The organism is Tropicibacter alexandrii, assembly GCF_003667315.2.
In the GTDB taxonomy this organism is placed as follows: domain Bacteria; phylum Pseudomonadota; class Alphaproteobacteria; order Rhodobacterales; family Rhodobacteraceae; genus Tropicibacter; species Tropicibacter alexandrii.
In genome coordinates this window covers 1-13,361 of sequence record NZ_RCTZ02000003.1, presented here as the reverse complement: position 1 = coordinate 13,361, position 13,361 = coordinate 1, and the positions used below count along the sequence as shown (strand labels likewise).

Annotated in this window: 16 protein-coding genes and 1 tRNA gene; 11 read left to right on the top strand and 6 right to left on the bottom strand. The window is 63.2% G+C overall.

From position 1 onward, the window contains the following. Positions 1-34 precede the first annotated feature (34 nt). The 5 genes from rpsO to D8Z78_RS04385 all read right to left on the bottom strand — a co-directional run bounded on the left by rpsO (position 35) and on the right by D8Z78_RS04385 (position 3,343). Positions 35-304, bottom strand: coding sequence for a 30S ribosomal protein S15 (gene rpsO / locus D8Z78_RS04405; protein ID WP_121631415.1), 270 nt, complete (start codon positions 302-304; stop codon positions 35-37). Positions 305-433: 129 nt separating this feature from the next. Next, positions 434-1,552: a calcium-binding protein gene (locus D8Z78_RS04400; protein ID WP_121631416.1), complete on the bottom strand. Its 1,119-nt coding sequence runs from the start codon at positions 1,550-1,552 to the stop codon at positions 434-436. A 101-nt stretch (positions 1,553-1,653) separates the two neighbouring features. After that, positions 1,654-1,926, bottom strand: a complete 273-nt coding sequence (locus D8Z78_RS04395) for a DUF5665 domain-containing protein (protein ID WP_121631417.1) — start codon at positions 1,924-1,926, stop codon at positions 1,654-1,656. Positions 1,927-2,143: 217 nt separating this feature from the next. Further along, a complete protein-coding gene (locus D8Z78_RS04390) occupies positions 2,144-2,581 on the bottom strand; it encodes a response regulator (protein ID WP_121631418.1) in 438 nt (145 codons plus the stop codon). 60 nt (positions 2,582-2,641) lie between these two features. Further along, entirely contained in the window at positions 2,642-3,343 is a 702-nt protein-coding gene (locus tag D8Z78_RS04385) for a sensor histidine kinase (protein WP_121631419.1), read from the bottom strand. Positions 3,344-3,532: 189 nt separating this feature from the next. Here D8Z78_RS04385 and D8Z78_RS04380 point away from each other — a divergent pair, with 189 nt between their 5' ends. Continuing rightward, positions 3,533-5,278, top strand: a complete 1,746-nt coding sequence (locus D8Z78_RS04380; RefSeq protein WP_121631420.1) for an alpha-amylase family glycosyl hydrolase — start codon at positions 3,533-3,535, stop codon at positions 5,276-5,278. A gap of 57 nt (positions 5,279-5,335) precedes the next feature. Next, on the top strand, positions 5,336-7,486 hold the full coding sequence (selD, locus tag D8Z78_RS04375) for a selenide, water dikinase SelD (protein WP_121631421.1): 2,151 nt from the start codon (positions 5,336-5,338) through the stop codon (positions 7,484-7,486). On the opposite strand, the gene mnmH is transcribed toward selD, so the two are convergent. Further along, a complete protein-coding gene (gene mnmH / locus D8Z78_RS04370) occupies positions 7,468-8,526 on the bottom strand; it encodes a tRNA 2-selenouridine(34) synthase MnmH (RefSeq protein ID WP_121631422.1) in 1,059 nt (352 codons plus the stop codon). The two genes, selD and mnmH, sit on opposite strands and share 19 nt — an antisense overlap. A 148-nt stretch (positions 8,527-8,674) precedes the next feature. Here mnmH and D8Z78_RS04365 point away from each other — a divergent pair. The 9 genes from D8Z78_RS04365 to D8Z78_RS04325 all read left to right on the top strand — a co-directional run bounded on the left by D8Z78_RS04365 (position 8,675) and on the right by D8Z78_RS04325 (position 13,307). After that, positions 8,675-8,749, top strand: a tRNA-Phe gene (locus tag D8Z78_RS04365). A gap of 274 nt (positions 8,750-9,023) precedes the next feature. Then, on the top strand, positions 9,024-9,584 hold the full coding sequence (locus tag D8Z78_RS04360) for a hypothetical protein (protein ID WP_121631423.1): 561 nt from the start codon (positions 9,024-9,026) through the stop codon (positions 9,582-9,584). A gap of 1 nt (position 9,585) precedes the next feature. Beyond that, on the top strand, positions 9,586-10,041 hold the full coding sequence (locus D8Z78_RS04355) for a hypothetical protein (RefSeq protein WP_121631424.1): 456 nt from the start codon (positions 9,586-9,588) through the stop codon (positions 10,039-10,041). Between the two features lie 2 nt (positions 10,042-10,043). Next, a complete protein-coding gene (locus tag D8Z78_RS04350; protein ID WP_128910602.1) occupies positions 10,044-10,559 on the top strand; it encodes a hypothetical protein in 516 nt (171 codons plus the stop codon). Continuing rightward, the gene (locus D8Z78_RS04345) at positions 10,556-11,062 is read left to right on the top strand and encodes a hypothetical protein (protein ID WP_121631426.1); all 507 of its coding nucleotides are present in this window, start codon (positions 10,556-10,558) and stop codon (positions 11,060-11,062) included. The genes D8Z78_RS04350 and D8Z78_RS04345 overlap by 4 nt, the downstream gene beginning before the upstream one ends. After that, positions 11,055-11,408 carry a hypothetical protein gene (locus tag D8Z78_RS04340; RefSeq protein ID WP_128910601.1) on the top strand — a complete coding sequence of 118 codons (354 nt, stop codon included), beginning with the start codon at positions 11,055-11,057 and terminating at the stop codon, positions 11,406-11,408. The genes D8Z78_RS04345 and D8Z78_RS04340 overlap by 8 nt, the downstream gene beginning before the upstream one ends. 191 nt (positions 11,409-11,599) lie before the next feature. Further along, complete coding sequence (locus D8Z78_RS04335; RefSeq protein WP_121631428.1) at positions 11,600-11,968, top strand: hypothetical protein; 369 nt, start codon at positions 11,600-11,602, stop codon at positions 11,966-11,968. Positions 11,969-12,253: 285 nt separating this feature from the next. Beyond that, positions 12,254-12,532, top strand: coding sequence for a hypothetical protein (locus D8Z78_RS04330; protein ID WP_121631429.1), 279 nt, complete (start codon positions 12,254-12,256; stop codon positions 12,530-12,532). Further along, entirely contained in the window at positions 12,525-13,307 is a 783-nt protein-coding gene (locus D8Z78_RS04325) for a hypothetical protein (RefSeq protein WP_121631430.1), read from the top strand. Before D8Z78_RS04330 ends, D8Z78_RS04325 begins: the two co-directional genes overlap by 8 nt. Positions 13,308-13,361 lie beyond the last annotated feature (54 nt).

Genomic DNA, 13,361 nt, shown 5'->3' with positions numbered 1-13,361 from the left:
CGGGCGTCCGTCCCTCGACGGGGTCCATCACACCTTAGCGGCGGATGCCCAGACGCTTGATCAGGTCCTGGTAACGGGCCTCTTCCTTGCCCTTCAGGTAGTCCAGCAGCTTGCGGCGCTGAGCAACCAGCTTCAGAAGGCCACGACGCGAGTGGTTGTCCTTCTTGTGGGTCTTGAAGTGCTCGGTCAGGGTGGAAATGCGCGAGGTCAGAATGGCAACCTGAATTTCGGGCGAACCGGTGTCGCCTTCCTTGGTTGCGAATTCCTTCATCAGGCGGTTCTTTTCTTCCGCAGTGATCGACATCGGGGTCTCCTTTCGAGAAAAGGGGTTATGGCGCAAGCCGGGATGTCGTCCAGCAAGGCCCTTGGAGAAGTCCGCGAGTGCGGATGTGCGCCCATACGCGATTCGGGCGGATTTGAAAAGGGATAAAGCCTAGAAGGTGCCCATCTGCAGGCTACCCGCGACGCTTTCGCCAACGAGCACGATCATGTCAGGCGATGGCGCATGCGCTGTGGCGACAGTGCCCAACACCTGCCCGTCGACGACGATCTCGGACAGGGCCGGATCGGCCTCGGAGATACGAATGGTCAGGTCCGGATCGGCCTCCGTATCGCTGTCATCGAACACGATCACGATCTGGTCCTCTGCCGCGTCGAAGTCCCAGAGTTCCGCGGATTGGTCGGTGATCCAGTCCCCGAGGACCAGCGTATCGCTGCCATTGCCGCCGCCGACGACATCGCCGTTGCCCGCAACGATCATGTCATCGCCATCGCCACCGTTGAGATAATCGGCCACGTCCCGGTCAACGCCGTCGTCGTCGCGTTCGACCCCGATCAGCAGATCGTTGTCCCACCCCCCGAACAGGGTGTCGGCCCCGTGACCGCCGATCAGCGTATCTGCCCCCTCGCGCCCATGCAGAGCATCCGCCTCGCCGCCGCCGCTTGCAAAGTCGTTGCCAAGCCCGCCTTCGAGGGAATCCCGGCCCTCACCGCCGTCAAGAACGTCATTGCCATCGTAGCCGTAAAGCGTATCGGCACCGCCAGCCCCGCGCAGCGAGTCATTGCCCGACTCGCCGTGCAACGTGTCGTCGCCATCGCCGCCGTCCAGCGTGTCGAGGCCCGAACCGCCGGTCAGTTCATCCGAGCCGCCCGCCCCCGACACCACGTCGTCCCCATCGCCACCACCAAGGAAATCCGTGGCCTCCGTCCCGTCGAGCGTGTCGTCGTCCGGTCCGCCGACCTCGGTCAGCCCCGGTTCCGGTGCGTAGAAAGGCCCATCCTCCGGGTCCTGCAAGGCAGTTTCGTCGTCTGGGCTGGGCTCGGGCGAGACCGTCTCGTCCGGACTGTCATCCGTGTCGTCCGTCAGACCCAGTCGCGCAAAGAGCGAGGTGTCATCGGATGGGTCCGCCTCGGCGTCGTCGAAGTAATCGGACCCCGACTGCCCCACCCCGTCTTCACCGGGTTCGTCCATGTCGTCCTCGGCGACGGTCGTGCCCAGGATCGCAACCGATCCAAGCGCCATCATGCCCAGCAAGCCCGTCAGAAAAAACATGTGTCCACACCATCCAGTAAGACCCGGCGACTATCTCAGATCGCCCTGCGCCGAGCAAATGAATTGCCCGGATTAGGTTAACGAATCTTGCTGCTCCGGGGTCAATTCGACTCTTGGATTTCCTGGATGATGCGCCCCGCCAGATCGCCCAGATAGGGGACGAATTCGAACTGAGCCAGCACCAAGGCGACCAGCGACACCAGCGCGGTCGCGCCGATCGCGGTGCCCAGCCCAAAGGCCAGACCGCGCGCAAACTGGAACATCACCATCCGCCCGGGCCGGTTGTGCAACCGTACGAAGCGGTGCTTGTTCAGGGTTGCGACCTCGTCGGCCAGACGATTGATTTCGCGGCTCAATTCCTGTTCGCTTGCCATACCCTGCCCCTTTACGAAATGTCCTTTGCGCAGGTATTGACTTACGTCGTCCAGCGCCACGGTCAACCATCTCGGCCTGTCGGTAGGGCCAGTGCCCCGAGCCGCGCCCCGAAAGCGCGCAATTGACGGGGGCAATTGGCATCGGCCCACGGAAGGGTGCTCCGGACCGGATGAAATGTCTCGAATGCCTTGGATTTTCCCGGGCCGGACGGCCGGGTCATGCCTGCTTGCGCAACTCTCGATACAGCCCGAGGTCCTTGGGAATATCGGTGTTTTCCCAGTAGATGCCGCGCCCGGACAGGATTTCGGTCAAGCGGGACACCTGCACCGGCTTGCCGATGAAGGTGTCGAAGTCGCAGGCCAGCGCCGCAGACCGCGCCTGCTCGGACAGGTCGCCGGTCATCATCACGGTCACCGCCTTGCCACGCAACCCCAACTGCTGGATCTGCCGCACGAAGTCGGCGCCCGCCTGTCCGGGAAGGTGCTGGTCGACGAGGATGAAATCATAGCTGCCCTGCGGCAGCCCGGTGATCAGCGCAAGCGCGGCCTCTGCCGTGGCGGCAAGATCGACCTGTGCCTCGGGAAAGGCGCGCCGGATGCTCCGATCAATGAACTTTGCGTCGATCCCGTCATCTTCCAACAGCAAGACCCGCATACCCTACTCCATTTTATGGCCACGCGTTCCGCGTAATACTTTGTTACCCTTAATGGACGGTTAATTTTGGCCTCGGTCGTCACCAATTGCGGCGCCCGGCAGCGGCAGGTCCACCCGAACACCGCCGCCCTCGTCTGTCGCGATGATCCGTATCTGGCCGCCCATGCGCGTCACCAGCGCGCGCGCCACGCTCAGCCCCAGCCCCGCCCCCTCGATCTCGGATTTGGGCCGCAGCCGGTGAAACGGGGCAAAGACCGCCTGCGCCTGATCGTGGTCGAGACCCGGCCCGCGGTCACGCACGAGGATCACGCCCCACCCGTCCTCCGCGTGGGCCGTCACATGCGCGCACCCGCCCCCGTGGGCAAGCACGTTGCGGAACAGTTCGGCCAGCACCTGCGCCAAGGCCCTCGCATCGGCTTGCACGCGCAGATCGACATCGCACGACAGGTCGCCAGTGCCGCCGCCGACATCGCTCCAGACCGTGGCACATAGCGGCGCAAGGTCCACCGGCCCGCAGTCGAGCGGGTCCTCCAACGCGGCCACGAGGCGCCGTAGGCCGGCCAGCAGGTCCGTCGCCCGCGTCGCGGCAACGCCCGCCAAGTCCAGCAAGTCCCGACGCTCGTCCTCTGGCATCTCGGGGTCTTGGATCATCGCAAGAACGGTCGACATCCCGCGCACCGGTTCCGCGAGGTCGTGGATCGCGCGGCGCGTGACGCGCAAGAGGGTTTCTCTATCCCATGTCTCGGGGCTGTCTCGATCCATCGGGCACCTTGATGACAACGGCTTGTCCTGAACTTAAGCCGCTCTCGCCGCCGCGCAACGCGACACGCCCGCAGGGCCTGCCTAAATTATCGGCAATTCGACGCAAAGAGGACGGCAAATCAGGCAGATGGGTTTCGACGCGCCCGATGACGGTGTAGCTACCAAGGAGGGATCAGGAACGAACGCACCATGCCGAAAATCGCCGTAAAGCTCCGTCACCGCCTGCGGGACCTGTTGCAGCGCATTTATCTCGACCGTGACCCGGATGCCTTGACCGACGAGGTCCTGCGCGCCTTCTGGCCCGAGGGGCGCCACCCGCGCGCGCGCGCCCGCCGCGCCGAGGCGGTGCTGTGGTCGCAAAAGGATTCGGTGCTCATCACCTATGGCGACAGTTTGCGCGACGGGGTCTACAAGCCGCTCGACCTGTTGCGAGATTTCCTGAACACCCGGATGGCGGGCGTGGTGAACGGTGTGCACATCCTGCCCTTCTTTCCGTTCACCTCGGATGACGGCTTTGCCGTGACGGATTATCGCAAGGTCAACCCTTCCCTCGGAGATTGGCCCGACATCACCCGCATCGGCGAGGATTTCCACCTGATGTCGGATCTCGTGCTCAACCATGTCTCATCCCAAGGCACATGGTTCAACGCCTACCGGCAAGGTCAGGAACCCTACGACAAGTTCTTCTTCGAGGCCTCGCCAGACGACGACCTGAGCGCCGTCGTCCGCCCGCGCACCACGCCCTTGTTGCAGGAAATCGAGACGGTGAACGGCAAGCGCCATGTCTGGTGTACCTTCAGCCACGATCAGGTCGATCTGGATTTCCGCAACCCCGAGGTGCTGCTGGAGATCCTGCGCATCATCCGCCTGCACGTGGATATGGGCGTGCGGATCATCCGGCTGGATGCGGTGGCCTTCATCTGGAAGGTAGTGGGGACCCCGTCGATCCACCTGCCGGAGACCCACGCGATCATCCAACTGCTCCGCGTGCTGACGGATTTCGCGACAGAACCCGTGATCCTGCTGACCGAGACGAACGTGCCCAAGGCCGAAAACCTGTCCTATTTCGGACAGTGCAACGAGGCGCATTGGATCTACAACTTCCCCCTGCCGCCGCTGATCCTGCATGCAATGATGTCGGGCGAAGCGCGGCATCTGTCCAACTGGTCGCGCGCCATGCCGCCCGCGCCGCAGGGCTGCACCTATCTGAACTTCACCGCCTCGCACGATGGCGTTGGTATGCGCCCCGCCGAGGGGCTCTTGCCCGACGACCAGATCGCCAAGGTGATCCAGACGGTGCAGGAGGCCGGAGGCCTTGCCTCGATGCGCGCCCTGCCGGGGGGCGGGACCGCCGTGTACGAGCTGAACACCACGTGGTTCTCCGCCATGGCGCGGACCTATCAGGGGACGGATGATCACCAGATCGCGCGGATGCTGGCCTCGCAGACCATCGTCATGTCGCTCGAAGGGGTCCCGGCCTTCTACATTCACGCCATGCTGGCCACGCCCAACGATCACGAGGGTGTGGCACGGCGCGGCATGAACCGCGCCATCAACCGCCATCGCTGGGACTACCCCGAGTTGAACGCCCTTCTGGCCGACCCGGACAGCGACCAATCCATCGTGCTCACCGCTCTGTCGGACCGCCTGAAACTGCGCGCGAAACAGCCCGCCTTTCACCCCAGCGCGGTGAACTTCACGCTGAACCTCGATGATCGGGTCTTTGGCATATGGCGGCAATCGCCGGATCGCAGCCAGTCGATCTTTGCCCTGCACAACGTGTCGGCCGAGACGGTCGACCTGCCGCCGCGCGCGCTGAATCTGATCGCCGACGAGGACTGGTATGACCTGCTCTCGGGCGAGGCGATGCACCCCGAAGAGGATGGCGTGACACTGGCCCCCTACCAGTGCCGCTGGATCACCAACCGGCGCTGAGCGTCGCATGGGCGTTTCGCGCGGGCCGTGCTAGAGCCGGGGTAAAGGAGTCCGCCGATGCACATGCCCCTGCCCGATACCCAAGACCTCGTCCTGATCGGTGGCGGCCATACGCATGCGCTGGTGCTGCGCATGTGGGGGATGACGCCGCTGCCTGGCGTGCGGATCACGGTCATCAACCCCGGCCCCACCGCGCCGTATTCCGGCATGTTGCCGGGGCATCTGGCGGGGCACTACGACCGCGCCGCGCTGGATATCGATCTGGTGAAACTGGCGCGCTTTGCGGGCGCGCGGGTCGTGCAGGGCTCGGTCACCGGGATCGACGTTCAGGCGAAACAGGTGCATGTGCCGGGCCGTCCGCCCATCGCCTATGACTACGCCTCGATCGATATCGGCATCCACAGCCGGATGCCCGCCCTGCCCGGCTTTGCCGAGCACGCGGTGCCGGTCAAACCTCTGGCGCCCTTTGCTTCGGCTTGGGAGTCCTATCGCACCGGCACCGGCCCGGCCAGCGTGGCGGTGATCGGCGGCGGTGTGGCGGGCTGTGAGATCGCGCTCGCCTTCGCCCATGCCTTGGGGCAACGCGGGCGCGCGGCGCGCATCACCGTGCTCGAACGTGACAGCGCCCTGACCGCGCTGCGCAAACCCGCCGCGCGCAAGCTGCGCGCCGCCATGGCGGCCTACGGCATCGACCTGATCGAAGGCGCTCAGGTCGCGCGGATCGAAGATGGTCGGGTCGTCCTGCAAGACCAGACCATCGAGGCCGGATTCATCTGCGGTGCCGCTGGCACGCGGCCACACCCTTGGGTCGCCGATCTGGCGCTGGCGCAGACCGATGGTTTCATCAATGTCGACAAACACTTGCTGACCTCGGACCCAGCGATCTTCGCGGTGGGGGACTGCGCCCATATGACCGACCAGCCCCGCCCCAAGGCCGGGGTCTATGCCGTCCGTCAGGCCCCGATCCTGTTGCACAACCTGCGCGCGGCGCTGTCCGGCAAAGGCGCGATGAAACCTTACACAGCGCAGGAGGATTACCTGAAACTAGTCTCCCTTGGCGGGAAACGCGCGCTGGTGGATCGCTACGGGGTGGCGCTGTCGGGCGCGTGGCTCTGGCAGTGGAAGAACCATATCGACCAGAAATTCATGGACCAGTTCCGCCACCTGCCCCAGATGGCCACCCCCGCCCTGCCCGCCGACCACGCCGCCGGGATGATCGAGGCCATCGGACCGAAACCGATGTGCGGCGGCTGCGGGTCAAAGCTGGGCCAAGGCGCGCTGGCCCGCGCGATTTCCTGCGTCACCGCGACCCGCGATGACGTGGTCACCCTGCCCGGCGACGATGCCGCCTACCTGAAGACCGGCGGCGCGCGACAGGTGATGACCACCGACCATTTGCGCGCCATGGTGCTGGACCCGGTGGTGATGACGCGCATCACCGCCCTGCATGCGTTGGGCGACATCTGGGCCATGGGGGCAGACCCACAAGCCGCCACCGTCAACCTCATCCTGCCGCCGCAATCGCGCGCCTTGGCCGAACGCCAGATGGCCGAGATCATGGCCACCGCGCAAGAGGTCATGGCCGAGGCCGGCGCGCAGATCGTCGGCGGCCACAGCACGCTGGGCGCCGAGCTGACCATCGGATTCACCCTGACCGGGTTGTGCGCGCGCGAGCCGATTTCCCTGTCCGGCGCAAAGCCCGGCGATGCGCTGATCCTGACCAAACCCATCGGCTCGGGCGTGGTCATGGCTGCCGAAATGGCCGGTCGCGCCCGGGGGGAGTGGGTGGAAGCCGCGCTGAGCCTGATGTGCCAGCCCCAAGGCCCCGCCGCCCGCCTGCTGGCGGAGGCCCATGCCATGACCGATGTCACCGGGTTCGGATTGCTCGGCCATTTGCGCAATATCTGCCGGGCCTCCGGTGTCGGCGCGCGCCTCGACCTGTCGGAAATTCCGCTCATGCCCGGTGCGCTACCCCTGTCCGAACAGGGCATCCGCTCGACCATCTACCCCGACAACCGCGCGGCCCTGCCGGACCTGCCAGAGTCGCGCGTGAACGATCTGCTCTTCGATCCGCAAACCGCGGGCGGCCTGCTGGCCGCCGTGCCCGGGGATGCCCATGCGCTGCTTGATACCCTGACCGCGAGCGGCTTCGACGCCGCCATCATCGGCCAGATCACTGCCAACCCGGATCAGATCGACGTGGTCTGAACCACCTCTGCCACCCGGTCCGCCAGCGCCTCCAGTTCGGCCTGCCCGAGGCCCGGTGCCTCGACCCGTGCCAGCACCTGCGGGGCCACCGCCTGCATCGACTTGTCATAAGCCGGATCGTAGTGATCCGCCGCAAGCGACCGGCACAGCGCCACCATATCCCCCCCGGCCATCAAATCCTGCCAGTGATCGACCAAGGCATGCCCCCGGTGATACCGCAACGGCGCCAGCTTCTCGGTCAGGACATCATGGTCGGCCAGAATATCCGCATAGGCTTCGGACAGGTATCGCGCCCGTGCCTCCAACGGCGCGGCCACCTCGACCCAGGGCGCGGCCTTCATCCCGTCCCACAGCGAGGGCGGCAGGTTCAGCCCGCCGATCTTGCTGCTTTCGGCCTCGACCAGAACGGGGCGCGCCGGGTCGAGCCCGTGCAAGGCCTGCACAAGCGCCGTCTCGAACCCCTTCTGGCTGGGTTGCCCACCCGGCATGTCCCCCAACAGAGAGCCCCGATGCCGCGCCAACCCTTCCAGATCGATCACTTGCACGCCGCGCTTTGACAGAAGCGGCAGAAGTTGGGTCTTGGCCGTGCCGGTATAACCGCCAAGTTGCACGAATTGAAACGGCAGCGGGTCATCATACAGCGCGCGCGTCACCAGCCGCCGATAGGTCCGGTAGCCGCCCTCGATCAGCTCGGACCGCCAGCCGATTTCCCTGAGCATCCATGCAAAGGACCCTGACCTTTGACCACCGCGCCAGCAATAGACCAGTGGCCGCCAACCGCCCTCATGATGGGCCAGCGGCCCGGCGATATGATCGGCCGCGTTGCGAAAGACCAGAGCCGCACCGAGTTTCCGCGCGAGGAACGGGCTTTGCTGCTTATACATGGTGCCGACCCGAGCGCGTTCTTCGTTGTCGAGCACCGGCAGGTTGATGGCGCCGGGGACGTGATCCTCGGCGAATTCGGCCGGGCTGCGCACATCGATCACGGTGTCGAAACCATGGTCGAGGATCTGCGTGAGGGAGGACAAGGAAAGGGCCATGCGGTTCCGCTTAGCTTGGATCGTGAGGCTGTAAAAGAGTTGCCGTCGACGCAGGTGAAGAAAGTTGAAAAGAGGCGAAAAATCCTCTTGCCACCGGATTTCGGCTCGTTTAGACCGCGCCCTACCCGAAGGCGATGCCTTCTCCCGTGCCCGGGTAGCTCAGGGGTAGAGCAGTGGATTGAAAATCCTCGTGTCGGTGGTTCGATTCCGCCCCCGGGCACCACTTTTTCTGAAATACTACATAAGTATCAAGAGCTTAGGCGACTTATGTCACCGAGCAGGGTCCAGTTTATGGACCATTTTTGTCTCGATGGAGTCCCGCTCCACGTCGAATCTTTGAATTCAGCTTCAAGCATCCGTCCTCGCGGACGAATGGCTGCGAGCTGAATTTCTCTTGACACACATCATAATGTGTGAACCGTGACCGTTGGTGATTCGCTTTTTTGCTCCAGATCGGTTATAGTTCCGACAAACGAGCAGAAAGAACCTTCACCTCCATGCACTATACGATCTCCGGCCCCGACATCCGGGCTGTCCTTGGCGTCTCGCCGCAGACGCTGGTTCGGTGGTTCAAGAACCATCCGGAAGGACATCCACCTCACATCACCGACAAGAAGGTCATCTTCTATCGTCTCGACGACGTCGTCGCGCGGCTGCGCGGGGGAAATGGGTCGTCCGCCGATACCGGCCCCAAGAGTGTGCGCCCGCGCGGCCTCTATGGTGATGAGCTGGCCTCGCTGGTTCAGATCGACGCTGAGCGCCGCTTGGAGGCGATGCAGGATGATATGTACTGCGAAGGTGCGTCGCCGCTCCTGAACGTCCTGACGGACGCAGAGAATGAGCGACTCGCCGAGATGCGCGCAGCATTCAGGTACACCGCCGTGGCCTGCGGCTTTTCGCCCGACCTCTACATGGACCGCCTCGCCCGACATCCGGCGATCATTCGCTACGTTTTGACCGGTGACCGCTCTGAACTTCCGACGCTCGAAGGCTGGGCGTCGTGGTCCCGCGCTTTCTGCATCGTCAACGTCCCCAATCTTGCACAGGTAGCAGCATAAAATGAGCATCGAAAATATCCTCACCCACCTTTCGGACGAAGACAACGAGCGCTTCCGTCAGTCGATCTCCGCAATCGGACAGGCCTTCGAGGCGCAGACCGGCGTCGCCGTCGAGCCGGATGCGATCATCGGCCTCGCCGCCGTTCGCGATCACGTTCTCAGCGGCGGGGAGGTCGAGCTGGACCTCGCATCGGCGATGAAGGAGCTGCAGGACGTCCCTGCGGTCACGAACAAGCTGATCGCTGCACAGGTGAAGGTCGCAGAAGCGAACCGCATCGCCGAGGACACTAAGAACATGTCGCGCATCGAGCGGATGAACTACGCCCGCGAGCGTGGCCTCGACAAGCCGCGGCAGGATACCAATGACAGCCTGACGATGAACGAGCGGGAGGCCCTCCTGTCGTCACTTAACCCGCAGCAGCGTATCGCTGTCGCGCGCCAGCGCGGCTGGATTTGACCGTGGCTAAGAAGACCGCAGCCCTCCCCGAGGGCTACCTCGCGCGCGGCGTCCCCGGCGACTACGACGGGAGCTGGGAGCTGCCTGACGGCAAGCATGAAAAGTTCGCGCAGCTCGTAGCATCGGGGGCCACCTATGCCTCGGCGATCAAGCGCGCGCACCCCAATGGCGACAAGCTCGCCACCCCGATCCAGTCTGGGAAGCGCATCGCCGACAAGGAACAGGTCAAGCGGCGCATTCGCTGGTTGCGCGAAGAACGGGGTCGCACTTTCGCCTCCGAAGAGGGAATCTTCGAGGGCTTCATCGCCGCGACCGAGCGCACCATGGAGGCCATCGCCGAGCTGGTGGAGCTGTGCCGCCTCGAAGGTCTCGCTCGCGAAGCCACCGCTGCACGCGGCGCTTTGGGGTCCTTGGCGGGCCGGACGTTTACACATCGCGACAACATGACCAAGGCCGATCAGCAGGGGCGGTTCGAGACCCCGAAGGCCAAGGTCAGCTTGAAGGAGGTGCTGGGATGAGCGCTCTTTCGCTTCCTGAGGTGAAGCACATGCTGGACGTGCTCCTTGGCTCTCTGTCAGCCCTCGAAGAGCTGATGAAGGTCGCGCGCGCGGACAAGGACCCGTCCATCGTGCGCCTCGCTGTATCCGAAGCTGAAACCGCATCCAAGACCTGCGTGCGGCTCTCGCAGGCGATCTCCGCATACGCTGCCGAGAATCCTGCCGAGGTAAACAAGAACATCACCCCGCGCCGCGATCCCGAGCTGGATCAGATGCGCGACAACTTTTTGAACATCATGCGCGACGTCATGCCCGGACGCGAGGAGCGGATTCAGCATCACGTCGAGGCGCTCTCAGGCGACTGGCGCGAGGGCGACTACCAGCGCCAGCGCGATCATATCCTCGCGCCGGACGGAGACGTGCTTGATTTGCGCGACTGGTACGAAATCCTGCGCCGCTACCGCGGCCTCAATGAAGCAGAACAGGCTGACCTCCGTCAGCTCACTGGAGCAAAGAATGAATAGCCACATCATGGGCCGACTGCCCATCACCAAGAACAATAATGGCGAGCGCGTCCGGAACGACAATGCGCTCGTTTACGAAGCTGCTTCCGTCCTGCGCGGCATCATCACGCGCCAGAAGCGATGGTCCGCGGCTGGCGGGTTCCGCGCCGATTTTGACTGGTTCAAGCGCCACCTCGATGAGGATGAAGTGTTGACTCAGAAGGTCCTCACCGCGGCGGGCTTTGCCCTCAACAAGAGCGGGGATTGGGTGTGGCGGCGCGGGGTTTGGCCGCTGTCGAAGGTGGCTGACCTCGCCGATCTGGGCGACGCATTGGTCAGCCTCGTCGACATCCACCGCCCTCTTTAACAGAAAAGACCCACCGCGAACGGTGGGTCTTCAGCCATGAAATTCCGACGAGGCGGTGGAGCGCCGCCCGAAGGATTAACGATATAGACAGTGTAGTCGATTGACTCACATACGTCAAGTTACCGTGGTGATTAGGAGCAAAATTATCCTTGTGATATAATGCGCGAAAAGAGCACAAAGACGAGGCAAAAATGGCGAGTGTGTTTAAGATCGGCGCAGATATGATCTTCCGTTCACAGCAGGGCGAAGGCGACCTGCCGCAGCCGGTAGGCGGCGAGGCGCGCTGCTACATCATGGCGCAGCATGGCAAGTCGGACCCCCGACCGTATCGAAATAGGACCGACCTCGAAGAGGTGATCGCGGAGGAAATGCGCGCGATTCCGAAGGAAAGTCGCTGGTGGGACCCGCGAACTGGGCTTCGTGAGCTTGTTGAGTATTACGAAGACACCACTGAAAGCTACGCGGGGCGGCTCGCTAAGATCAACGCATGGAACAACGAGATCGACCGCCGTGGCGGTGATGATGGGCTGTACTCTCTTGCTGCCGCTCTGGCTGCATAATGTATTCGTAAGGGGCACTAATTGTCAACGCGGGGTGGGTCATGTGCTAAAACCCAAAGGGGATTGACAGCGTAGTAATATAGCGCACATAATTCGACCATCGCGTTCTATTCGGTCATCGCGAGAAGCGGGCATTCGCGCGCAGCAAGAAGAGACCGTTTTGTACGCCGCCGTTCGCTGCTGGCTCAGCGATGTAAGCACGGCCCCCGACGAGAGGCGCAAGCCATGGAAATAATAACGAATTAGCAGCGTCCAGTTGGACGCTGTCCAAACTGGAGCACAAACATGCCCTCAAATACCGCACACGGTATTCTTGTCGAGACGCTGTCTCGCTACATCTCAAACTATCCACATGCCATCATTGACGTTGATGATCTCGCAGATGTCATTGGCAGCAAGCGCCTCGCACGCCGTGTCGTGATCCTCGCCGACATGGTCCCCACGCAGGAAAACTCGCCGATCTGGTTGCGCGGCAACGCGGACGCGAGGTATCTCGCAGACCTGTCCGATGATCCTGTCGTCGCTGCCGTGGCCTCCGATTGGGGGGAGGCTATCAATGACTGAAGCACCGGCAATCCAGATCACGTCTTCGAAGCTCGGCAAGGGTGCGAAGGAGGTGCTCGACGACCTGTCTTACGAGTCTTGGAAGGATATCCAGAAGGCCCCCAAGAAGACCTATTCCGAGTTGAGTGGGACCGAGTGGACGACGACTCCCAAGACCCTTGATCTCGCGATCATGGCATCAAGTCTCGTTAAGGCGAAGGAGGGGAAGCACGTCGAGCAGAACTTCATCAATAATCTCCACACTCGCTGGAAGCTGCCGCGGCACTACCTCAATGGCCTCTTCGAAGCAGTTCGCCACATCCAGAAGGCGGACGAACGCGCTGAGGCCAAGGGTGGCACGACGAACGTCGTCGGAGAGGATGACTTCAAGATGCTGTGTAACTACGGCCTCAAGCGCTTGGAGACCGAGAACCTTCACGACCCCATGCTGTTTGAGCGGCAGGGCGAGTGGACGGAATTTCGCGACGGTGTGGCAATCCGTCTGGATCGGGATACTTTCGAGGCGCGGCTGAACCTGATCACGGACTGGCGCAAGGCGAACGGAGATGGACCGTATCTCGGCGTCAGCGCTCCTACTGACGTGGTAAAGCAGCTCTACGCTCACCCCGATAAGCCGGTGCCCGACCTCGTAGGGGTAGCGCATGCGCCCATGTTTACCGGACAGGGCGAACTGATCTCAGAGCGCGGCTATCACCGCAACTCGGGGTACTATTACGCGCCGCCGGAGGACCTGTACGTCGCAAAGCCTCCCCTGAGAACGTCAGTGCAAAAGTGAGCCACGGAAGTGGCGGGATAGTCTTGCTGCGGGCAGAGTAAAACTTTGCCACTT

Bases quoted from the DNA above. Each gene is read 5' to 3' on its own strand.
- selD (WP_121631421.1), top strand. From the start codon at position 5,336: ATGCACATGCCCCTGCCCGATACCCAAGACCTCGTCCTGATCGGTGGC.
- D8Z78_RS04395 (WP_121631417.1), bottom strand. From the start codon at position 1,926: ATGGCAAGCGAACAGGAATTGAGCCGCGAAATCAATCGTCTGGCCGAC.
- D8Z78_RS04335 (WP_121631428.1), top strand. From the start codon at position 11,600: ATGGCGAGTGTGTTTAAGATCGGCGCAGATATGATCTTCCGTTCACAG.
- D8Z78_RS04330 (WP_121631429.1), top strand. From the start codon at position 12,254: ATGCCCTCAAATACCGCACACGGTATTCTTGTCGAGACGCTGTCTCGC.
- D8Z78_RS04385 (WP_121631419.1), bottom strand. From the start codon at position 3,343: ATGGATCGAGACAGCCCCGAGACATGGGATAGAGAAACCCTCTTGCGC.
- D8Z78_RS04340 (WP_128910601.1), top strand. From the start codon at position 11,055: ATGAATAGCCACATCATGGGCCGACTGCCCATCACCAAGAACAATAAT.
- D8Z78_RS04345 (WP_121631426.1), top strand. From the start codon at position 10,556: ATGAGCGCTCTTTCGCTTCCTGAGGTGAAGCACATGCTGGACGTGCTC.
- D8Z78_RS04400 (WP_121631416.1), bottom strand. From the start codon at position 1,552: ATGTTTTTTCTGACGGGCTTGCTGGGCATGATGGCGCTTGGATCGGTT.
- D8Z78_RS04325 (WP_121631430.1), top strand. From the start codon at position 12,525: ATGACTGAAGCACCGGCAATCCAGATCACGTCTTCGAAGCTCGGCAAG.
- D8Z78_RS04380 (WP_121631420.1), top strand. From the start codon at position 3,533: ATGCCGAAAATCGCCGTAAAGCTCCGTCACCGCCTGCGGGACCTGTTG.
- rpsO (WP_121631415.1), bottom strand. From the start codon at position 304: ATGTCGATCACTGCGGAAGAAAAGAACCGCCTGATGAAGGAATTCGCA.
- mnmH (WP_121631422.1), bottom strand. From the start codon at position 8,526: ATGGCCCTTTCCTTGTCCTCCCTCACGCAGATCCTCGACCATGGTTTC.
- D8Z78_RS04390 (WP_121631418.1), bottom strand. From the start codon at position 2,581: ATGCGGGTCTTGCTGTTGGAAGATGACGGGATCGACGCAAAGTTCATT.
- D8Z78_RS04360 (WP_121631423.1), top strand. From the start codon at position 9,024: ATGCACTATACGATCTCCGGCCCCGACATCCGGGCTGTCCTTGGCGTC.
- D8Z78_RS04355 (WP_121631424.1), top strand. From the start codon at position 9,586: ATGAGCATCGAAAATATCCTCACCCACCTTTCGGACGAAGACAACGAG.